At 31.6% G+C, this 22,216-nt stretch carries 14 protein-coding genes and 1 pseudogene; 6 read left to right on the top strand and 9 right to left on the bottom strand.

Translation table 11 applies throughout. The features are described from left to right. Positions 1-2: 2 nt before the first annotated feature. From MK851_RS02505 to MK851_RS02495, 3 genes are read left to right on the top strand one after another with little or no spacing between them, the layout of a single operon-like run. On the top strand, positions 3-695 hold the full coding sequence (locus MK851_RS02505) for a glycosyltransferase family 2 protein (RefSeq protein ID WP_320241116.1): 693 nt from the start codon (positions 3-5) through the stop codon (positions 693-695). Beyond that, positions 695-2,185: a cellulose synthase family protein gene (locus MK851_RS02500; RefSeq protein WP_320241114.1), complete on the top strand. Its 1,491-nt coding sequence runs from the start codon at positions 695-697 to the stop codon at positions 2,183-2,185. Before MK851_RS02505 ends, MK851_RS02500 begins: the two co-directional genes overlap by 1 nt. Next, complete coding sequence (locus MK851_RS02495; RefSeq protein WP_320241112.1) at positions 2,186-3,538, top strand: mannosyltransferase; 1,353 nt, start codon at positions 2,186-2,188, stop codon at positions 3,536-3,538. It abuts the gene before it with no gap. A 124-nt stretch (positions 3,539-3,662) separates the two neighbouring features. Here MK851_RS02495 and MK851_RS02490 read toward each other — a convergent pair. From MK851_RS02490 to MK851_RS02455, 8 genes and pseudogenes are all read right to left on the bottom strand, one after another. After that, positions 3,663-4,233 (bottom strand): annotated as a pseudogene (locus MK851_RS02490) (N-acetyltransferase). Positions 4,234-4,281: 48 nt separating this feature from the next. After that, positions 4,282-5,025, bottom strand: coding sequence for an energy transducer TonB (locus MK851_RS02485; RefSeq protein ID WP_303505300.1), 744 nt, complete (start codon positions 5,023-5,025; stop codon positions 4,282-4,284). Between the two features lie 107 nt (positions 5,026-5,132). After that, positions 5,133-5,855: an energy transducer TonB gene (locus tag MK851_RS02480; protein ID WP_320241108.1), complete on the bottom strand. Its 723-nt coding sequence runs from the start codon at positions 5,853-5,855 to the stop codon at positions 5,133-5,135. 63 nt (positions 5,856-5,918) lie between these two features. Further along, positions 5,919-6,299, bottom strand: coding sequence for a VanZ family protein (locus MK851_RS02475; protein ID WP_303505296.1), 381 nt, complete (start codon positions 6,297-6,299; stop codon positions 5,919-5,921). Next, entirely contained in the window at positions 6,265-6,645 is a 381-nt protein-coding gene (gene gcvH, locus MK851_RS02470; RefSeq protein WP_303505293.1) for a glycine cleavage system protein GcvH, read from the bottom strand. Before gcvH ends, MK851_RS02475 begins: the two co-directional genes overlap by 35 nt. A gap of 25 nt (positions 6,646-6,670) precedes the next feature. Beyond that, positions 6,671-13,741 (bottom strand): cell surface protein SprA, encoded by a 7,071-nt coding sequence (gene sprA / locus MK851_RS02465; protein ID WP_320241104.1) that lies wholly within the window; start codon positions 13,739-13,741, stop codon positions 6,671-6,673. A gap of 21 nt (positions 13,742-13,762) precedes the next feature. Further along, the gene (gene ruvA, locus MK851_RS02460; RefSeq protein ID WP_115899789.1) at positions 13,763-14,344 is read right to left on the bottom strand and encodes a Holliday junction branch migration protein RuvA; all 582 of its coding nucleotides are present in this window, start codon (positions 14,342-14,344) and stop codon (positions 13,763-13,765) included. 64 nt (positions 14,345-14,408) lie between these two features. Beyond that, entirely contained in the window at positions 14,409-16,703 is a 2,295-nt protein-coding gene (locus MK851_RS02455) for an NADP-dependent malic enzyme (protein ID WP_303505284.1), read from the bottom strand. A gap of 137 nt (positions 16,704-16,840) precedes the next feature. Between MK851_RS02455 and MK851_RS02450 the strand changes: the two genes are divergently transcribed. Both MK851_RS02450 and MK851_RS02445 read left to right on the top strand, forming a co-directional pair. Then, a complete protein-coding gene (locus tag MK851_RS02450; protein ID WP_303505282.1) occupies positions 16,841-17,458 on the top strand; it encodes a PAS domain-containing protein in 618 nt (205 codons plus the stop codon). 322 nt (positions 17,459-17,780) lie between these two features. Further along, on the top strand, positions 17,781-18,419 hold the full coding sequence (locus tag MK851_RS02445; protein ID WP_303505280.1) for a PAS domain-containing protein: 639 nt from the start codon (positions 17,781-17,783) through the stop codon (positions 18,417-18,419). A 40-nt stretch (positions 18,420-18,459) separates the two neighbouring features. On the opposite strand, the gene queG is transcribed toward MK851_RS02445, so the two are convergent. Next, positions 18,460-19,383 (bottom strand): tRNA epoxyqueuosine(34) reductase QueG, encoded by a 924-nt coding sequence (queG, locus tag MK851_RS02440; RefSeq protein WP_320241100.1) that lies wholly within the window; start codon positions 19,381-19,383, stop codon positions 18,460-18,462. 119 nt (positions 19,384-19,502) lie between these two features. Here queG and MK851_RS02435 point away from each other — a divergent pair, with 119 nt between their 5' ends. Next, complete coding sequence (locus MK851_RS02435; protein ID WP_320241098.1) at positions 19,503-22,103, top strand: AsmA-like C-terminal region-containing protein; 2,601 nt, start codon at positions 19,503-19,505, stop codon at positions 22,101-22,103. The last annotated feature ends 113 nt before the right edge of the window (positions 22,104-22,216 follow it).

Raw genomic sequence — 22,216 nt, 5'->3', positions numbered from 1 at the left:
TAATGAATCCACTTATAAAAGTTATTATTCCTGCATATAATGAGCAAGATTCTATTGTCCATGTAATTAATGACATTCCTTCCATTGTAGACGAGGTAATTGTTATTAGTAATAATTCAACAGATAATACAGAAATCAATGCTAGAAACGCAGGAGCAATAGTACTTTCTGAAAATAGAAAAGGCTACGGATATGCTTGTTTGAAAGGGATGGAATACATTTCTATAAAAAACGAAAAACCGGATATCGTTGTTTTTTTAGACGGAGATTATTCTGATTACCCTGAACAACTTACTGAGCTTGTTGCTCCAATAATAAAAGATAACATTGATTTTGTAATTGGTGCTCGTGTGCAGCAACTACGTGAAAAGGGGTCTATGACTCCTCAACAAGTTTTTGGTAATTGGCTAGCAACCTTTTTAATGAAATTATTTTTTGGAGCAACTTTTACCGACTTAGGTCCTTTTAGAGCTATTAAGTATGATAAATTACTTGCTTTAAACATGGAAGATAAAACGTATGGTTGGACAGTAGAAATGCAACTAAAAGCTTTAAAACAAAAATTAACGTATACAGAAATCCCTATGAAATACAGAAATAGAATTGGAGTTTCAAAAGTTTCAGGAACTGTAAAAGGTAGTATATTAGCCGGCGTAAAAATTTTAGGTTGGATCTTTAAATATAGTTTTAAATAATGGTTTTAGAATACATAATAATTACGCTATACACCATATCATTAGTACTTATATTGCTATACGCTATAGCACAGTTAAACCTGCTTATAAATTACTTAAAAGCTCAGAAAAAAAAGGAAAGCACACCCAAATTAGATTTATCTGACATTAACAAAGTTCCGTATGTAACCATACAGCTTCCTGTTTATAATGAGCTATATGTAATGGAGCGTTTATTACACAATATTGCTCAATTAGAATATCCACGCGAAAAGTTAGAAATTCAAGTATTAGATGATTCTACCGATGAATCAGTTGAGAGCACAGCTAAACAAATTAAAGAGCTTCAAAAAACAGGCTTAGACATTCAACATATTAGACGTGAAAACCGTCAAGGATTTAAGGCTGGCGCATTAAAGGAAGGACTTAAAACTGCCAAAGGTGAGTTTATTGCTATTTTTGATGCTGACTTTTTACCTAAGGAGAACTGGTTACTTGAGACTGTTCCGTATTTTAAAAATCCTGAAATAGGCGTAGTTCAAACTCGTTGGGGGCATATTAATAGAAATTATTCAACTTTAACAAAAATTCAAGCGTTTGCTTTAGATGCTCATTTTACGTTAGAACAAGTAGGTAGAAATAGTCAAGGACATTTTATAAACTTTAATGGTACTGCTGGTATATGGCGCAAAGAATGTATTTACGATGCTGGAAACTGGGAGGGAGATACTTTAACAGAAGACTTAGATTTAAGCTACCGTGCACAATTAAAGAATTGGAAATTCAAATATTTAGAAAATGTTGTTACTCCTGCTGAATTACCAGTAGTTATTAGCGCTGCTCGTTCACAACAATTTAGATGGAACAAAGGAGGTGCAGAGAATTTTCAAAAAATGTTGAAGAGAATTATTACAAGTCCTACTATTCCCTTTAAAACAAAACTTCATGGAACGCTACATTTACTAAATAGTTCAATGTTTACTTGTATCTTTTTAGTCGCTGTTTTAAGTATACCTATGTTGTATATTAAAAATGAATATGCTCATTTAAAAATTTACTTTTTAGTCATGAGTTTTTTTATTGTAAGTACCTTTATTTTCTTTATCTGCTACTGGTTTATGTATAAAAGGACTTATGGAGGAGGTTTCTGGAACTTCATCAAATATATTGGTGCCTTTTTCGCTTTTTTCTCTATTGCTATGGGCTTTTCTTTACACAATACAATTGCTGTTTTAGAAGGTCATTTAGGTAAAAAAAGTGAATTTGTAAGAACTCCTAAATTCAATATTAAGTCATTAAAAGATAGTTGGAAGAACAATAAATACATTCGTAAAAGACCTTCTTTACATGTAATTATAGAAGGATTGTTAGCGCTTTATTTTGCTTTTGGAATGTATAGTGCTTTTATTGTTGGAGATCAAGGAGGAGATTTTGGTTTATTTCCTTTTCACCTAATGTTATTTGTTGGTTTTGGATACGTGTTTTTTAAATCGATTTTCTCAAAAGCTTAAATGTTTTTTTTAAAAAAATATAGCTCAATTATACTAACCTTAGTTAGTGTAGTGCTCTATTTTCTATTTGCTTATACAATTGAACGCACCGAATTTAACAAGTTACTTTTTCTCTGGATTAGCCTATTTACTTGTTATTTTGCTCTTTTACGGAATAAAGAATTATCGTTTACCTATTTAGCTGGGATTGCTATTTTATTTCGATTGATTTTCTTTTTTGCTATTCCGAATTTATCACAAGATTTTTATCGGTTTATTTGGGATGGACGTATGATTTCAGAAGGATTAAACCCTTATTTATCATTGCCTCAAACATTTATTGAGCAACACAGTTATCCTATAAACCAAGCTACTGAGCTGTATCAAGGAATGGGAGCCTTAAACGGAAGTCATTACACCAACTACCCTCCAATTAATCAGTTATGCTTTTTAATAGCTACTATCTTTGCAAAAAACAGTATTATTGGAAGTGTAATTGTAATGCGAGTACTAATTATCTTAGCTGACATCGGTATTTTATATTTCGGAAAGAAGCTCTTAGAAAGATTACAATTACCTATTAAAAATATCTTTTTATATATTTTAAATCCATTTGTAATAATTGAATTGACTGGAAATTTACATTTTGAACCTGTTATGTTATTCTTTCTGGTTTGGAGTATTTATACACTACATAAACAGAAATGGTTTTTAGCAGCTATACTACTGGCTTGTTCTGTTTCTGTAAAACTGATTCCTTTACTCTTTTTACCTTTATTTTTTCAATGGTTTGTAAAGAATGATTTTTCACTCCTTAGAGGATTCAAAAAATTAGCATTCTTTTATGGAACTGTGGTTCTTACAATTGTTCTACTTTTTCTTCCTTTTTACTCTCCAGAATTAATTTCAAACTACACTAACTCTGTTGGTTTATGGTTTAGAAACTTTGAGTTTAATGCTAGTTTTTACTATTTAGCTAGAAAAATTGGTTATCTATTTAGAGGCTATAATGAGATTGCTATTATTGGTAAGACAATTCCTATTCTTACCGTTTGTTTTTTATTAATTCTTACTTTTTTTAAAAAAAACAAGTCTGCAAAACAGCTAACTGCAAGTATGTTATTTACTTTATCATTCTACTACTTTTTAACAACAACAATGCATCCTTGGTATATAGCAACGCTTTTAATTTTATCTGTTTTTGCTCAATATCGTTATGCTGTTTTGTGGAGTTTAGTCGTTATTCTAAGCTATCAGGCGTATGCTAATTCTCCTTGGAAAGAAAATCTTTGGTTAATTACTTTAGAGTATATTATTCTATACAGTTACTTTATATGGGAAGTTTTTGTAAAAAGAAAACCCACTCAAAATTGAGTGGGAAAAATTGCTATGAAAAAGAAAAAGAAAGTGGTTTTTAAACCACCATTCAAATATAAATAAGATTTTTATTTTCACAAATATTTTTTTCAAAAAATATTTACTTTTTTTAAACTTTAACTTAAAATTTTCTTAACTCATTGTTTTTCAATACATATTTTTCGCCTCTTTCTGGACAAGTAGCTAAGCCTTCATTATTAAAGGTTAAACGATGTCCGTATTCACTAATCCAACCTATTTGTTTTGATGGATTTCCAACAAGGTTGTACCTCTATGGTTACTACAGCTCCTGCTCCTATAAAAGCATATTCTCTAATATTATTACTGCATATAATTGTTGCATTAGCCCCAATACTTGCTCCTTTTTTCACAACAGTACTTAAGTATTCATTTTGTCTTTTAATTGCACTACGAGGATTAATTACATTAGTAAAAACCATTGAAGGTCCTAAAAACACATCATCTTCACATATAACACCCGTATATATAGAAACGTTGTTTTGAACCTTTACATTATTTCCTAAAACAACTTGAGATGATACCACGACGTTTTGCCCAATATTACAACCATCTCCAATAGTACAATTTGACATAATATGACTAAAGTGCCATATTTTGATTCCTTTTACAATTTTACAACCGTCATCAATAACTGCTGGTTCGTGCGCAAAAAACGTTTTATTTGTATCCATATGTAACAAAAGTAAAAAAACTCAACCAGTTGGTTGAGTTTTTACTTTTTACTCTACTTTAAAAGTAATTGGTAACGTGTATTTTACTTTTACTTCTTTATTATTCTGTTTTCCTGGAGTAAACTTTGGTATTTTGTTTACAACCCTATCAGTTTCATTTTTTAGTTTAAAATGTGGAGCTCTAATTTTAACATCAACTACGTCTCCTTTTTTATCAATTATAAACTGAGTTATTATTTTATACTTTCCTGAGCTTAACCCTACTTCTTGTGCTAGTTCTAAGTTAAAATTACGTTGTATGTGTTGTTGTATTTTTCTTTCAAAGCATTTTATATTTTCTTCTTCTGATAATCCTTCACAACCTTTAAAAACAGGAGTGTTTTGTACGTTATTAATTGATACCGGGTCGTCACTATCTTTTATAGTTTCTATTTCTTCTGACTCAGGGATTTGATCAACATCAATTGGCGTTTCTTCTATAGGCAAGTCTATTACAGTAGTAACTTCCGTATCATTATCTATCACTTCAGGTTTAAACACCTCCTTAATTACTTGCTTTTTCTTTGGTTTTTCAATTTCTTTTACTTCTTTTTTTATAATAATAGGGGTATTAAAAGTGTAAACTTTCTCATAAACCTGTGCATTAGTAGGTTCAACTATTGCTGCGTCTTTCGCTGTTTCGTGTTCTAAAACAAGAAAAACTACAAACAGCGTTAACACTAAGCCTAATTGAGTAAAAATAGTTGAGAATTTTTCTAATTGCTTTTTAGCATGTTTCTTAGGTGCTTTCATAGTACTATATTTTTATGTTAATGCTTTGTTAAAAACAAGAAGCGTGCCAATAAAAAAGAGCAATCCGAATTGGATTGCTCTTTTTTTATTTTATTAAGTGGTTGTTACTATTCTACATTAAATGTAATTGGTAATGTATAACCTACTCTTACTGCTCTACCTCTTTGTCTACCAGGTTTCATTTTAGGTATCTTTCTAGCAACTCTTTCTGCTTCCTTCTTTAATCTTGGATGCGGAGCTCTAGCCGCTACATTTGTAATAGAACCATCTTTGTCAATTTTAAATTGAACATAGATTCTTTTCTTTCCTGGAGATAAACCTAACTCATTTGCTAGTTCAGCATTAAAGTTACGTTGAATATGTCTTTGTAATTTTTTATTTAAACATGCCTTCTTTTGAGCCTTAGTTCCACTACAGCCTGGAAATACAGGAACTTCTTCAATAATAGCGAAAGGTACATCTTCTACTACTTCTTCAACCTCTTCAACCTCTTGAATGTCTTCAACTATGATTTCTTCAGATTCATCTGTTTCAGTAGATTCTATAACTGTTTCTTCTATTTCTTCCTCGTCTTCTACTACTTCAATTTTTTCAGGAGCTGGTGGTGGAGGTGTATTTGGTTTTGGCTTTGGTGGCTCAATTTGAAGCTCAATAGTTTCTTCTTCAATTTCAGAAGCCATATTAGCCATACCTAACTCTCCATACTCTTTATCATATGTTTTATTTTCAATAGCAACATACGTTACAAATAAAGCTAAAACCAAACCTATTTGCATAAATAGTTTACTATAGTTCTCTAAGTTTGATTTTGGATTTTTCTTGATTTCCATCCTAAATGTTTTTAATAGTTCGCTAATTTAATTAATTTATTTCAACTTTTACAAGCTTAATCTTTAAATAGCTTTATTTTTCTTAAAAAAAGAGTTATAAACAATGAAAGCTATTAAAATACCCGTCGTGTTTGCTAATATATCTAAAATCTCTCCTGATCTATATGACGTAGTTGTAACTTGTAGAGTCTCAATAATTATGCCGTAAAAAAAACAACAAAAAACTATAATATATTTATTAATTTTTGTTGTTCTTAAAGCTAATAACCATACCAAACTTAACACAAAATAAGCGAAAGCATGTTCTAATTTATCTAAATGGTTAATTTGTATAGGTGCTTTTCCTAGTTTGATTAAACTAATAATAGCAATACTTATGGTTATTAGTATTGCTATTATAATTATTAGTTTATGCTTTAATAAGTTCTTTATATGCTTCAGCACTTAATAAGTTTGCTACTTGTGAATCGTCTGATAACTTTACCTTTATCATCCATCCATTTCCATAAGGATCTGAATTTACCAATTCTGGTTCGTCTTCTAATGCTTCGTTAAATTCTACTACTTCTCCTGATAAGGGCATAAAAAGATCTGAAACTGTTTTTACTGCTTCTACTGAACCGAAAACTTCTTCAGCGTCTAATTCCTCATCTAATGTATCTACATCAACATATACGATATCTCCTAACTCTCCTTGTGCAAAATCAGTAATACCAATAGTTGCTACACCATTTTCTACTTTAACCCACTCGTGGTCTTTGGTGTACTTTAATTCTGATGGAATGTTCATTGTAATTATTTTTATTGTGTTTGTTTTAATTTCCTAAGTTATATACTAAATTAATTCCTGCATTAATAGATTGTCTTGGGAAAGTTGTAGAAACTGCATATTCAAATGTTTGGTGATTATAATAAAAGGATGCTGTTAAATTGCTACTTAAATTATAGTCGGCAATAAATTTTAATCCAAATAACGTCTCGCCTCCTGTAATCTGACTATTCTCTTCATCTACACTTCTTATCAACGTTAAATTGTCTCTTAACGAAATATCAGCTCTTAAATTTATATCTCCTTTTAAGGTTTCTTTCTTTCCTGTAAATCTGGTGACAAATTTAACATCTCTAATCTTATATCCAAATCCTAAAACATATTCTGTTCCTTTTATATCTGTTAAAGTATTGTTGTTAAAATTTAATGTTAACGATCTGTCTCTTCTTACCTCTCCTTTGAATGAAACTGAATTTTTCATTCTAAAATCTACTTTTATTAATGGTGAAAACTCATCAATTAAAGTTGCCGACGAAATTAAGAGTTCTGGCTGATAATTACCAGAAGTATTTGTATTTGTTTCTCTATTATTTGAATCATACTGCAAGTTATTACTATAGTTACCTATTGTATACGATGATTTGTAACCATGTGATAAGGTAAACGAAGAAAAGTTTTTCTTAAACCACTTATACTTCATAAACCCATTATAACGTAACGTCCAGTTAGGAATTGGAATATTTTTAAAGATTCCTGTACTTACCGAATTCGGACTATTTCCTGAATATGCAGCAATAAATGCTGGCAACATTGCTTGCTGTCCGTTTGTTTGATATGCTGCTGTACCAGAATTAGGCAATCCTGTTTCTGCCGACAACCTATTTGAAATAGTACTTCTATAATCTAAGAAGTTTTGATACAATGTTTCATTATCAGTAAAAATAGTTCCTAACATAAAATGGCTAATGCTATAATTACCTGTTTCAAAAGGTTTAATATTTGGGTCTTGTTCAAAACCTCCGCTACCATTTGAAACAACATCTAACTGTTGTGTTAAATTGCTTGTTTGAATTCTGTTTCCTCGTAAATCAATAGTTAAATCTCTAAAGGGTTTTACAGATACGTTATAATCTAGTTTTTTATACCTTGTTTTAGCATAATTCTTACTATAATATTCATCTCCTGAATTTCTAGTAATTAACCAGCCATTTTCAATTGCTGTGTTTAAAATATCTGTTTGACTACCAAATACAAACCCTAAGGTTGGAGCTAAACCTCCATCAAAACTATTTCTTCCTAAGAAACCAACCGAAGGTTTATAACCTTGCAATAAGGTTCCGTTATTTTGAGAATAACTAATTTTTGCTCTCTTTACCGATGTTAATACATCATAAACACCTTTCCCTAATTTCTGACTAAAAGTAGCTTTCTTTTTAAGCTTTGCTTTTTGTGCTACTTGGTTTCCTCCTAAGGTGGCTGCTCCCCTTTGAGTAGGTTGTTTTTTTGTTCCCTTTAACAATAGTTTATCTACTCCTACAATTTTATAAAAGCGGCCAAAATCTATATTCGTGTTTAAATTATGTGTATTGGCATTTTGAATCATGTTTCCAACTTGTTCAACATAACTTTGTGATCCTGCTTTCCAATCAAAATCAGCTGTATACCCATAATCTGCATTTATAAAGTTCAAAAAAGGAAACTTATCTAATGGTAACTTATAGGTAGCGTTTAACTTCTGATGATAATTATCTGGCCTTCCTATATCAAAAAACTGATCGTACACTTCTAAGTTCTCATCTTCTCCAAAACTATCATAAATATAATTGTTAGCAGCATTGAAATTTAGTTGTAGTGATTTTGTTAAATCGAAACCAATTGTATAATCCCAATTAAATAAAAACCTTCGTTGGATTAATTCAGGTTGTGCAGGTAAAGGGTTTATAGGGTCAATAATTAAGTTCCTTGATTGTTGACTATTATAATTTCTATTAATTCGTGAGTTTAATGCTATTGTTTTTGGTACTGGGTTAAAATTTAAGTCTTTAATAAATTGTAAGTATCTACTTTTAAATCCTTCCGATTTTTTAAATGGTTCTATACTAAAAGGAACGAAAGTAAAATTATAACTAGCCCCAGCCATTACATTTGTATTCACATATCTTTCAATATTGTAATCTTTATGAAACTCTTCACTATGTGCATACGAAGCAGAGAAGTTTTCTACATCATAAAACTTAGGTTTCTTCTTACTCTCCGGGTTTCTATTCTTTTTTACATTGATAAAACTAATACTCTTTCTTCGTGTATAGTCTTGAGCATTTTTACTATTAGGGTTTTTATCAATAGCATCTTCTAATTCTACATCTTGAAATTGTGGATCGTATTTTGGATCTCTAAACTCTTCTCCATAGCTATAATTCATCGGTACTTGCATGTTCCATTTTTTAGGCATCATTTTACCTAATTGAATGTTAGTAGCTACACTGTATTGTTTTATTTCTTCAATACTTCTTTGTTGTACACGATCTTCTACATTACCAAAACCTATGGTAGACATTCTTCCCGCTAAAGAGACATCCATTACATCAGCCATATTAGCATCAGCATTTACCACAGCTGCCCATCCTCCTTTATTATCAAAATCAACAGCACGTAATTCGTTAAACCAAACCTCAACAGTTTTATCATCGGCAACAGTATTTTTTACTCCTAGCATTACCGTTCTTACTTGTGCTAATGTTGGATTACCTCTCACAGAAATTTTTAACCCATTAGAACTTGTTGACGAATATACATCAGTAAGGTTACTACCTGTTGGTCTTTCAATTTTTAAGTTAGCTAATTCTTCTAAAGGAATATCTAAATTATTTTCTTTAGGCCAAACATCTAGAGATGATGCATTTGATGTAGATATTTTTAATGGTTTTTCTACTTGATAATAGTTATCATTTAAATCGGTACCTAAACGTATAATAGCAACCATATCATCATCATTAGCTCCTGTTACGCTATTTTGATTTTCAGCATGTAAAAACATACGTAGCTTTTTATACCTACGCATATCAATACTAATATTTTTATAAATAGTTCTAACCTCATCTGCTTCTAAATCTGTTACTTTTAAGGTAACTGATTGTTCATTTTGACGTTGAACTCTATTTGTTCCTTGTAAACGTTCTCTTTGAATTCCTGGTGGTAACTTATAACGATCTTGATTTTGCTCAATGCTTACTACTCCTACTTCAAATTTGTTTAATTCGTCTGCATCCAAATCTTCAGGAGGAATGCTTGTATCTGGTAATGTTTTTGTATAACGTCTCCAGTCTCCTCTTACTAATTCTAACTCTCCAAAACGTAGTACTACTGGCATTTTGAATTGTGTTAAAAACATTCGTATAAAACGGATGCTATTGAAATCGGTAATTCCATTAATTTTTTGAGCATCAGTAACGTTTCTTACAGGAATTCTAAATTGATACCACTTGGTAGTTCTTGTCGCTCCATTTAACAAAGTTACATTTTGTGTTTTTTCATCAATAATATGATTTTGCCCTACTATTAAATCTGTTTTGTTTAATGAAACCTCGTATTCAAAATAACTATTCACAGGATTCATTGTTTGATCCTTATTGATATCTTCCGTATCTGGATATGTAGTAGATGATGTTGGGTACGACTCTCCAGATTGACTGGCAGTTGGCGAGTTTCCTTCTGTACCGTTAAAGTTTTTATATCTAGATAAAACTGATGGATTGGTACTCTCTATAGCTCCTCCTCTAAAAAATTGGAAGTTATCTCCTGCTGGATCATCTAACCCTGCAAATGCAGGGAATTTTATTCTTTCTTCTTCATCGCTTAAACCATCTAAACCAATATCTTGATTCGTTCTTGCATCATTACTAGAATCGAAAGCATATAAAATAGAAGGATTTATAGGTGTATCTCCCCAAATAGACGTTTGAACATTTCCTCCATCTGCTTTTTGCCCATCAGCAGGAAGTCCATTTTCATACTGTTTTCTTCCGTCTTTTAAAATATCTTCGGAAACATTACCTAAGTTTATAAATAATTTCCCTACTTGATTCGTTGGATCATTTGGGTTTACTCCTACTGGTAAACCTTCTTCTGTTGTAATTGAATAGTTTTCATACGGATCCATTAACCAAAACTGAATGTATTCAACATTCGCTTGTTCAAAATTATTTGTAGTTAACGATCGCATAATACCTCCCCAACGTTCTTCTGATGTTACAGTGTTTGCATTCTCATTATAGTTATACGGACCTCTTTCAGCTGGATAGTAAGCTAAATCTAAAGTTCTTACTAAATTTTGCTGTGTAATATCCAAGTCAGTATTTGGAAACAACTCATTGTAACGAATTTGACGTACTTCATCTCTCGACAATTCATTTTCATCAATATTATCTGGTCTATTTCCACTTCCATAGAATAGTTGATCAATATTATACCAAGCTAATTTTCCTCTTTTGTAATTGTACTCTAAACCAAATGTACCTCCATCAAATCCTTGAGATTCTGGTGTACTGGCTAAAAACCATTGTTGTGGTGAATTTAAATTAATTGGTATTTGTGATGCTTCAAAATCATCTAAATATGAAGTTGCTGTACCATCTACATTAATTCCACTTGGAGAACCTGGTAATAAATATGCCATGTCTGCTCTAACCGAAACATTTGAAGGTGCTTCTGTTTCAACAAAAGGTAATTTATTTGCTAATTTTGTTAAATAGGGTACTTCTGAAGAATAGTCTAAGTTCAAACCTAACATGATATTATCTATAGGCTCTCCTCCTAAATTAACCTTTGGTGTAATTGGTTTTTCACTAACATTTAAAAAAGTTCCTCCTAAAATAAAATCTTCAGAAAAACGGTGCTCAACATCTATTCCTATAAATGTTTTTCGTTGTTGGTTAAAGAATGTATTATTTTCTACCGATGCGTTAATTGGAATTCCTGAAGCTTCTAAACCTGGGTCTAAAATTTGCACACGACCTAATTGATAATCTACCACATAATCTATTCCTTCAACCAATTGTCTTCCTCCAGCTGTAACGCGAACTGACCCTCTTGGAACATTGAAAGCCCCCAAAGAGATACCTCTACTCGTTTCTGATTTAAAATATCCTTTTAAAAAGAATTTATCTAAGTTCTGATACTCGTTTTTAGCTTGAATTTTTGTGGTTAAGTACAATTCTTCAAACACATATTTATTTTGATCTGCTGGGTTGGTAAGTTCATCTTTTAAATCATTACCAAACGGTTCTGGTTCGGGAAATAAAATATACCCTCTTTCAGAGTTAACCGTTATTCCTTCCACATAATCAAAAAAACCATCTCCATTCGTAACTGCATATTCACTTTGATCTAACTTATCTAAGTTTAAAATACGTAATAACGGTTTATCCGTTATACCAGGAGTTTGTGCTTTTTGGAGGGTATTTTGCAAAGTTCCTGTTTCATCATCACGATATAATAATTCAAAACGAAATCCATCACGCTGTAATGGAAAAGCCCCTAAAGCATACACGTTTTTCATCATCAGTCTCCACGTTGGGAATGCTTCTGTATCATCTCCAGGTCTTGTCGTATTTAAAATTTCACTACGCAATAGCTTAACTGCAATATTTGCAGGAGCTACAATTCCATCATTTGAAAATTCTCCTACTTTAAATACTGTTTCATTATTAGAGGCTCCTACCACAGTATATTCAAAAGCCACCGCTAAAACTTCTCCATCGTTCAGTCTTCTGTTTAACGAGATAAAACCTAACTGTGAATGTAGCTTAAACTCATTAGGTTGTAACCTACGAGCATTTTGTAAATAGGTGTAGTTAAACCCTTGTCGTGCAGGAACTCCAATACCATTAATAGCAGCATCAATAGTTGCAACATCTCTAATTCCTCCTGAATTTGTTGCTAATAGAGAACTCAAATTATTCACCCCATTATATGGTATAATATTAGAGTTAACTGATATGGCCCCAGGTGTTGTTGTAATTTCTGATGGATTTACTTCGTTTACATCATCTGATTCTCCTAAATCGGCAAGAGCAACAATACTACGGTAATCACTTACATTTTGATTCCTATTCGTAACCCATACTTCAATTCTTGTAATATTTATAGGACTATTAACTAACGGATAATTATCTAAAGCTTTCTTGTAATTTTCTCTAAAATATTGTGATAAGAAAAAATGTCGATCATTATCATAATCAGAAGCTCGTAATTCAAAAGGTTCAATGGTTGCTCCTCCTTCGGCAACTACCGTTTTAGATTGTGAATTCTGTTGTGAAAAAGCTGCTGTTATATGTGTTTTTCCAAATTGTAATTCAGTTTTTACCCCAAATAACGATTGTGCACCATTAATTAATGAATTCTTAATAGGCATACTAATATTACCTGCCTCTATATTTCTAATGATATCATCTTCTGTTGGAGTATATTCTAACTTAATAATGTTTTGAAAATCAAAAGTAGATTGGGTATCATAATTTGCAGTCACCTTTAATCTCTTACCTACTTTTGCTTGTAAGCTTGCACTAATTTGTTGATCGAAATCAAAAGTAAAACTACTTTGGTTTTCTACAGAAATTTGAGGGTTTTCATTATTTTGATATACTCCTCCAAGCTTGATATTTATCTGCCCCGTCGGATTTACCTCAACAGTATTGCCTCCAAAAACAGATTCGAAAAATTTAGAGTTCACATAGTATTTGGGTAGTAAGTTCTTACGAGCTGCTTCACTTCCTTTCTTTTTAGGGTTAGTAGCATCTACTTTTTCTTTGAAGTAATTTTTTAAATCATTTTTTAAACGGTATTCATCGTACTCTTTAGGAGTCATAAAAATAGGGGTTCCAACATAATAGTCTCCTATTTTTTCGACAACCATAAACTTATTCAATGCCTTATCATAAGTAACTACTTTTTGAGTAGGATTATTTAAGTAAAGTGTTCCGTTTTGATTGTATTTAAATTTGTATTTGAGGGGAGTTACAGTATCTTTTTTAACAGGATTAATGCTATCCTTTTGCGTGTTTTGCGAAAACGAAACAACACTTACCAAAACAGTAAGTGCTGTAAGTAATCTATTCATAACTGCTTTTTCCAACCTTTTTTATAAGTTTTTTAACGCCTGTTTTATCAGTATTTCAACACTTGCATCAGGTGTTTCTTTTAATATATTCCCTATTACCTTATCTGCTTGCTTCCGCGCAAATCCAAGAACCTCTAAAGCAGATAACGCTTCTTCTTTATTTGTATTGTTCTGAACCACAGAAACTTCATCTACATCAAAAGTTTTTAAAACTTTATCCTTTAAATCAACAATAACTCGTTGTGCTGTTTTAGCTCCAATACCTTTAACTGTTTGAATTAGTTTCACATTTTCAGAAGCTATTGCTTGTGAAACTTCTTCTGAAGTCATTGAAGACAACATTGTTCGTGCAGTACTAGGTCCTACTCCAGAAACCGAAGTTAGCAATCTAAAAACTTCTCGTTCAATTTTCGTTGAAAATCCATATAGTGTATGTGCGTCTTCTCTAATAGATAAGTGTGTATACAACAACACATATTCATCGTTTGGTAATGATGAATATGTGTTTAAAGAAATATGCATTAAGTATCCTACTCCACCACAGTCAACAACTGCGTATGTAGGATTTTTTTCCACAAGTTTTCCCCTTATTTGTGTTATCATCCAGCTATTTTTTCTATTTGTCTAAAATAGACAAAATTATCTTTTAAAAAAACTTCTCTTTTAGCTATTGAGAAATCTTGTTTTTAGCTTTCTTTTCTTTGTTTTGAGCGTCTACAACTGCTACCGCAGCCATATTTACCATTTCATCAACACTTGCTCCTAATTGCAAAATATGTACTGGTTTACTCATTCCTAGTAAAATTGGCCCTATCGTTTCTACTTCATCAACGGCTTTCATTAACTTATAGGTAATGTTAGCCGACTCTAAATTAGGGAAAATTAATACGTTTGCTCTTTTTCCATTTAATTTAGAAAAAGGGAATTCTTTTGCCAATAATTCAGGGTTCAAAGCAAAATCTGCTTGTAACTCACCGTCTACCACAACATTTGGATGATGACGGTGAATGTAAGAAACCGCCTCTCTAATTTTAGTTGAGCTTTCTGATTTTGATGATCCAAAGTTTGAGAAACCTAACATTGCAACATGAGGTTTCATTCCAAACATTTTAGCCAATACTGATGTTAACTGTGTAATTTTAGCTAAATCTTTTGCTGTTGGATTGATATTGATTGTTGTATCTGCTAAGAATATAGGTCCTTGTTTAGTCAACATCATATTGGTTGCCGCCACCCTTGTTACTCCATGATCTTTTTCAATCAACTCTAACATTGGCTTTACTACTGATGGATAGGGTCTTGAATACCCAGTAATTAAAGCATCTGCTTCACCAGAATTCACCATCATCGCAGCAAAGTAGTTGCGTTCACGCATCCATTTTTGAGCTTCTAAAAAAGTTACTCCTTTACGCTGTCTAGTTTTCCAAAAAGCCTCAGCATAACGATTTCTCCTTTCCTCTTCTTCATCTGTTTTTGGGTCTATAATTGGTACATCAGCATCAAAACCTAATTCTTCTTTTAATTCTAATATAACTTCTCGTCTCCCTAATAAAATTGGCTTACCAATTCTTTCTTCATACACTCTTTGTGCTGCTTTCAACACATCTAAATGATCTGCTTCAGCAAACACTAATCTTTTGGGGTTCTTCTTAGCTCGGTTATGTAATAATCGTACTTCTTTACTTCCTGTCCCTGAACGATCCATTAACTCTTCACGATACTTATCCCAATCATCAATTGGTTCTTGAGCTACTCCTGAGTCCATCGCTGCCTTCGCAATTGCTGGTGGAATTTCATAAATCAACCTAGGATCAAACGGTTTAGGAATTATGTATTCTTTCCCAAAAGAAAGACTTACTTCATCATATACAATATTTACTTGTTCAGGCACTGATTGCTTTGCTAAATCTGCCAAAGCATGTACAGCTGCCATCTTCATTTCTTCGTTAATCTTCTTTGCACGAACATCTAATGCCCCACGAAAAATAAAAGGAAACCCTAACACATTATTCACCTGATTAGGATGGTCTGATCTTCCTGTAGCCATGATAATATCATCTCTTGTAGCAATTGCTAAATCGTATTCTATCTCTGGTTCTGGATTTGCCATTGCAAAAACAATAGGATTTTTCGCCATTGCTAGCAACATCTCAGGAGACACTACATTTCCTTTTGACAAACCAATAAACACATCAGCATTTAACATCGCTTCTTCTAAAGTATTCACATCTTTATCTGTAGCAAACTCCGCTTTCTGTGAAGTTAAGTTGTCTCTATCTTTTCTGATAACTCCTTTACTATCACACATAACTACGTTTTCACGTTTAGCTCCTAAAGCTAAATATAAACGTGTACATGAAATTGCTGCTGCTCCTGCTCCGTTAACAACAATTTTTACATCCTTAATGTTCTTTTCATTAATTTCTAATGCGTTTTTTAAGGCTGCTGCAGAAATAATTGCTGTACCATGCTGATCATCGTGCATTACAGGAATGTCTAACTCCTCTTTTAATCGTCTTTCTATTTCAAAAGCTTCAGGAGCTTTAATATCTTCTAAGTTAATTCCTCCAAAAGTTGGAGCAATTGCCTTAACAGTTTCAACAAATTTATCTACGTCTGTTACATCTACCTCAATGTCAAAAACATCAATATCAGCAAAAATTTTAAACAGCAACCCTTTTCCTTCCATTACTGGCTTAGATGCCTCAGGACCAATATCTCCTAGCCCTAAAACTGCTGTTCCATTTGATATAACGGCTACTAAATTGCTTTTTGAAGTGTATTTATAAACATTGTTTTTATCTTTAGCTATCTCTAAACAAGGCTCAGCTACTCCTGGTGAATATGCTAACGACAAATCATGTTGAGTTGCATATTTTTTGGTAGGTACTACTGCTATTTTTCCGGGCTTCGGCTTAGCATGATAAAGTAGTGCTTCATGCCTTTTTCTAGAATCTCTCATAGGTTCGTTCTTGTTTGTTTGAACTTACAAATATACATTTTGTTATGAAGTAAAAAGAATTTGTAACCTGATAAAAGTCATATTTCATCTTTAAAAATTTCCTGAATTTTGCCATAACCTTAAACCAAAATAAAAAAATGGAAACTACACAAAGACACATTATTGACGAAGAAGTACAATGGGACAAAACAAAAACCATTGTGAGTAAAACCGATATTTACGGAACTATTTTATATGCTAACGATGTTTTTTCTAACACCTGTGAATATAGCACTATTGAATTAGTTGGTGAACCTCATAATATTATTCGTCATCCAGACATGCCTAAGGTAGCTTTTAAAGTACTATGGGATGCTCTTAAAAAAGGCGAAAACTTCCACGCTATTGTTAAAAACCTAACAAGAACGGGTAGATATTACTGGGTTATTACCGATTTTACTATTGATAGAGATGAAGAAGATAAAATTGTCGGATACACAGCCAGAAGGAAAGCAGTTCCTGATGGTGTTGTTAAGAAAATTAAACCTATATACAAAACACTTTTAGATATTGAAAAACTAAAAGGTGAAAAAGCTAGTGAAATGTATTTTCAAGCTTACTTAAAAGAAGAAGTTGGTAAAACATATAATGAGTTTGTCGTTGACTTGTTTAACGAAGAACTTTCTAAAGAAGAGGCTGAAAAAGTTAAGAACGAAGCAAACCCTTTAAAGAAAGGGTTGAACTGGTTTTTCTTCGGAGAAACTAACCCTAAGTAAATTATCCCCTTAATAATCCTCTTAAATTAAATTTTCTTCAAAAGAGTCAAAACATATGTTTTGACTCTTTTTCTTTTAATATTAACCTCCTCTATATACTCTTATTCTGAATATATAACACTATCCTATTACTTCACTAAAAAAACTAATACAATACAGTGATTTAAAAATTACTATTTTAGATTAAATAAAAATTGCCTGTTTTTAACAACTTTTAACTTAACTAAAAATCAATTCAAAACACTCTCCCACATCAAAAACCTTATATTTGTTGATTATTTTTTTGAATAAACCACCCCGAATAACTATTAAAACAAAAAAAATGCACACAAACAATTCTCTTAAACCTTCTAAAGTTATAGATGAAGAAGTAAAATGGGACAAATCAAAAACAATTATTAGCAAAACAGACCCCGTAGGAACTATTTTATATATGAACGATACTTTCGAAGAAGCTTCGGAATATAATAAGATAGAGCTTATTGGAGAACCTCACAATGTTATTAGGCATCCCGATATGCCTAAAGTAGTCTTCAAAGTATTATGGGACAACCTAAAACAAGGAAATAATTTTCATGCTATTGTTAAGAACTTAACAAGAACAGGTAGATACTACTGGGTTATTACTGATTTTGATGTAGAAAAAGATGATAGTGGAAAAATCACTGGATATACTGGAAGAAGAAAGTCTTTACCTGAAAATGTTGTAAAAAAAATAGAACCTTTATACAAAACGCTATTAGAAATTGAAAAAGTTAAAGGTGAAAAAGCAAGTGAGTTATATTTCAATTCTTTCTTACAAGAAGAAGTTAACGCCTCATATGACGAATTTGTTGTAAACCTATTTGAAGGAGAAACTGCTAACTTAAAAGAAGCAAACAAAAAGGCTGTAGTAAAAGAAAGTGGAATGATTAAAAAAGGACTTAATTGGTTTTTCTTTGGAGAAACAAATCCTAAATAATTTATAGGATATGAGAAAAACCGCTTTAAAAGCGGTTTTTCTATTTTAGAAAATCAATATTTCTTAACAAACCTGAAAATTTTGTTCGTTTTACGGCTGATTTTTTAAACACCTTACTAAAGGTTTCTTGTGTCAACTCTTGCCAATCACGTTTTGTCATTTGCAATAAACTTTCTTGCGGTGTAAACAAATTTTCTTCGTGTGGTTGTGAAAAACGATTCCAAGGACATACATCTTGGCATACATCGCAACCAAACATCCAGTCTTGCATTTCTCCTTTAAACCCTGATGGAATTGCATCTTTTAATTCAATAGTTAAATACGAAATACATTTGCTTCCATCAACTGTATTGTTAGGTAAAATAGCTTGTGTTGGGCAAGCATCAATACAGCGAGTACAACTACCGCAATGATCTGTTTTAAAAGGTTCGTCATATTCAAGTTCTAAATCAATAATTAATTCTGCCAAAAAGAAAAACGACCCTTGTTGCTTTTGAATTAACAACGAATGTTTTCCACTCCAACCCAATCCTGACTTTTTCGCCCAAGCTCGTTCTAACACAGGAGCAGAATCAACAAAACAACGACCAGAAACTTCTCCTATTTCATCATTTATTAACTGTAACAATTCACGCAGTTTACCTTTAATGATATGATGATAGTCTTGACCGTAAGCATATTTAGAAATCTTATAACTTCCTTCTTGCTGAACTTCTGAAGGAAAATAGTTGTACGACAAAGAAATTACCGATTTTGCGCCATCAACCAACAATCTTGGGTCTAAACGTTTGTCAAAGTGGTTTTCCATGTAGTGCATTTCACCATGATACTCATTTTGTAACCATTGCTCTAAACGAGGTGCTTCTTCTTCTAAAAAGTCAGTTTTTGCAATACCACAACCTAGAAAACCCAAACGTTTTGCTTGTGTTTTTATAAAATTTGAGTATTGCTGTTTCTTATTCAAAATACATGGTTTTACCGCCGCAAAATTACCAAAAGAAAAATTATAATTTTATTCACTTTCTATTTACAAATAAATGTTGAAATTTGTTCGTTAGTATTACATGACAAACTTTATTCATAATGAAAAAGATATATAAAATAGTATTAGGTGTTGTAATTTTTTTCTTCATCCTTTTGATTAGCATTCCCCTGTTATTTCAAGATAAAGTGATGAACTTAGTAAAAACTACAATTAACAACAACGTAAATGCACAAGTTGATTTTAGCGACTCTAGCCTAAGTTTACTTAGAAACTTTCCAAACGCATCTGTTCAATTATCAAACCTAACGGTTATTAACAAAGCTCCTTTTGAAGGTGACACCTTGGTATATGCGAAAGAGGTAAACTTAGCATTAAAACTTACAGAGCTTTTTAAAGCTTCTTCTGATCAATTAAACATCAAATCTTTTTCTATAGATGATGCTTTGGTAAGTGTATTAGTTGATGAAAAAGGAAATGCCAATTACGACATTGCAAAGCCCTCAGAAACAGAAGAGAATAAAAATGAAGAACCATCAACTTTTGGATTATCAATTAATTCGTACGCTATTAACAATGCTACGATAAAATATAATGACAAACAAGGTAAGTTAAATCTTGAGCTTACTGAATTAAATCATAGCGGAAGTGGTGACTTTTCTCAATCAAATACAGAATTAGACACCCAAACTTCAACTTTAGTTTCTTTTGGAATGGATGGAAACTCGTATGCCAAGAATCAAAAAATAGAGTTAGATGCTATTTTAGGAATGGACTTAACCAATATGAAGTTTTCTTTTTTAAAAAATGAAGCTAAACTAAATAATCTTCCATTGGTTTTTGATGGTTTTGTTCAAATAAATGAGAACAATCAAGAAGTTGACATTAATTTTAAAACTCCTTCATCAGACTTTAAAAACTTTTTAGGATTAATTCCTGAAGCCTATACTAAAAGCCTTGCTGGTGTAAGCACTACTGGTAATTTTAGTGTGAATGGAAAAGTAAACGGAATTATTGACGACAACCATATTCCGAGGTTAGACATTTCTATGAAGTCAAATAACGCTTCATTTAAATATCCTGATTTGCCTAAAAGTGTTCAAAACATTAATATTGATGCACAAATAAAAAACACTACTGGTAAAACTGAAAATACGTTTGTTACTATTAATGGTCTTTCTTTTAAGATTGATCAGGATACATTTTCTGGAAAAGGAAATATCTATAATCTAACTACCAATCCAAAAATAAACGCTAGTTTAAAAGGTGTTTTAAACCTCGCCAATATTAACAAAGCATATCCTATTGATTTAGAAAATGAATTAAGCGGGATTTTAAAGGCTGATTTGCATACGGAGTTCGACATGAAAGCGATTGAAAACAATACTTTAAGTCGTATTAAAAATAATGGAAAAATGGAGGTAATCGACTTTATTTTTTCTTCTAAAGATGTTGTAAATCCACTTCATATTAAAAACACAGTCGTTAATTTTACACCTGGCACCATTACCTTAAGTAAGTTTGATGCTACCTCAGGAAAAAGTGATTTAAATGCTACAGGAACAATTAAAAACCTGTTAGGCTTTTTACTTTCTGACAAAAAACTACAAGGAAATTTCAAGCTAAACTCAAACAATTTTTATGTTAGTGATTTTATGCAAGAAAATCCTGAAGCTGCTGAAAGTAAAGAGGAAACATCTAAAAAAGACACACCTAAAGAATCTTTAAAAATTCCTGCATTTTTAGATTGTGCTGTTTCTGCAAACGCTCAAACTGTATATTACGATAATTTGACTTTAAAAAATGTAAGAGGAACATTGCTTTTAAAAGACGAAAAAGCCATTTTACAAAACATGAATGCTGGTATTTTTAATGGTCAAATTGCTTTAAATGGAGAAGTTAACACACAGCAAAAGAAACCTACATTCGATATGAAATTAGGCATCAAATCTTTTGACATTGCTCAATCATTTACTAACTTAGACTTATTACAATCATTAAGCCCTATTGCCGGAGCTATGAATGGTAAATTAAATTCTGACATTGATTTAATGGGGAGTTTGAATGACGATTTTACCCCAAACCTTACCTCAGTTTCTGGTAATGCTTTAGCTGAATTATTAACAACTAGTATTAATCCTGAAAAAACAAAAGCACTTAGTTTATTAAACGATAAATTATCTTTTATTGATTTAAAAAAGCTAGATTTATCTGATATTAAAACATATTTATCTTTTAAAGAAGGTAAAGTAGCTGTAAAACCATTTGATTTAAAATATAAAGATATTGGTATTACTATAGGAGGTAGCCATGGATTTGATAAAACAATGAACTACAACGTTACTCTTAATGTTCCTGCTAAATATTTAGGTAATGAAGCACAAGGATTACTTTCAAAATTAAGCGCAAAAGATCAACAAAACATTACTGTTCCTATTACCGCAAGTATTGCTGGAAATATGACTAATCCTTCTGTAAAAACCGATTTATCTTCATCGGTTACTAAGTTAAGCCAGAAATTAGTTCAACAACAAAAAGACAAGTTAGTTAACAATGCTATAGGTAGCTTATTAAGAAATAAAAAGAAAGATAGCACCAGCACAACCAGTAAAAAGGAAGAAACTGTTAAAAAGGTAACAGACGTTTTAGGTGGTTTATTCGGAAAAAAGAAGAAAAAGCAACAAAAAGATACGGTTAAGTAATCTTTTGTAACATTTTTTCTTTTTCATAGTCTTACATTATATTAAGAGAACTTTGTAAGTTATTTAACACTTCTTAAATACACTTTACAAAGTTCTTCTTTTATGTTTGTTAA

Origin of the sequence: Tenacibaculum sp. 1B UA (assembly GCF_033978845.1) — a bacterium.
In the GTDB taxonomy this organism is placed as follows: Bacteria; Bacteroidota; Bacteroidia; order Flavobacteriales; family Flavobacteriaceae; genus Polaribacter.
This window is presented reverse-complemented; position numbering and strand designations above follow the sequence as displayed.

Excerpts from the sequence above, each read along its gene's own strand:
- sprA (WP_320241104.1), bottom strand. The coding sequence starts at position 13,741 with ATGAATAGATTACTTACAGCACTTACTGTTTTGGTAAGTGTTGTTTCG.
- MK851_RS02495 (WP_320241112.1), top strand. The coding sequence starts at position 2,186 with ATGTTTTTTTTAAAAAAATATAGCTCAATTATACTAACCTTAGTTAGT.
- gcvH (WP_303505293.1), bottom strand. The coding sequence starts at position 6,645 with ATGAACATTCCATCAGAATTAAAGTACACCAAAGACCACGAGTGGGTT.
- MK851_RS02505 (WP_320241116.1), top strand. The coding sequence starts at position 3 with ATGAATCCACTTATAAAAGTTATTATTCCTGCATATAATGAGCAAGAT.
- MK851_RS02500 (WP_320241114.1), top strand. The coding sequence starts at position 695 with ATGGTTTTAGAATACATAATAATTACGCTATACACCATATCATTAGTA.
- MK851_RS02435 (WP_320241098.1), top strand. The coding sequence starts at position 19,503 with ATGAAAAAGATATATAAAATAGTATTAGGTGTTGTAATTTTTTTCTTC.
- ruvA (WP_115899789.1), bottom strand. The coding sequence starts at position 14,344 with ATGATAACACAAATAAGGGGAAAACTTGTGGAAAAAAATCCTACATAC.
- MK851_RS02455 (WP_303505284.1), bottom strand. The coding sequence starts at position 16,703 with ATGAGAGATTCTAGAAAAAGGCATGAAGCACTACTTTATCATGCTAAG.
- MK851_RS02485 (WP_303505300.1), bottom strand. The coding sequence starts at position 5,025 with ATGAAAGCACCTAAGAAACATGCTAAAAAGCAATTAGAAAAATTCTCA.
- MK851_RS02445 (WP_303505280.1), top strand. The coding sequence starts at position 17,781 with ATGCACACAAACAATTCTCTTAAACCTTCTAAAGTTATAGATGAAGAA.
- MK851_RS02450 (WP_303505282.1), top strand. The coding sequence starts at position 16,841 with ATGGAAACTACACAAAGACACATTATTGACGAAGAAGTACAATGGGAC.
- MK851_RS02480 (WP_320241108.1), bottom strand. The coding sequence starts at position 5,855 with ATGGAAATCAAGAAAAATCCAAAATCAAACTTAGAGAACTATAGTAAA.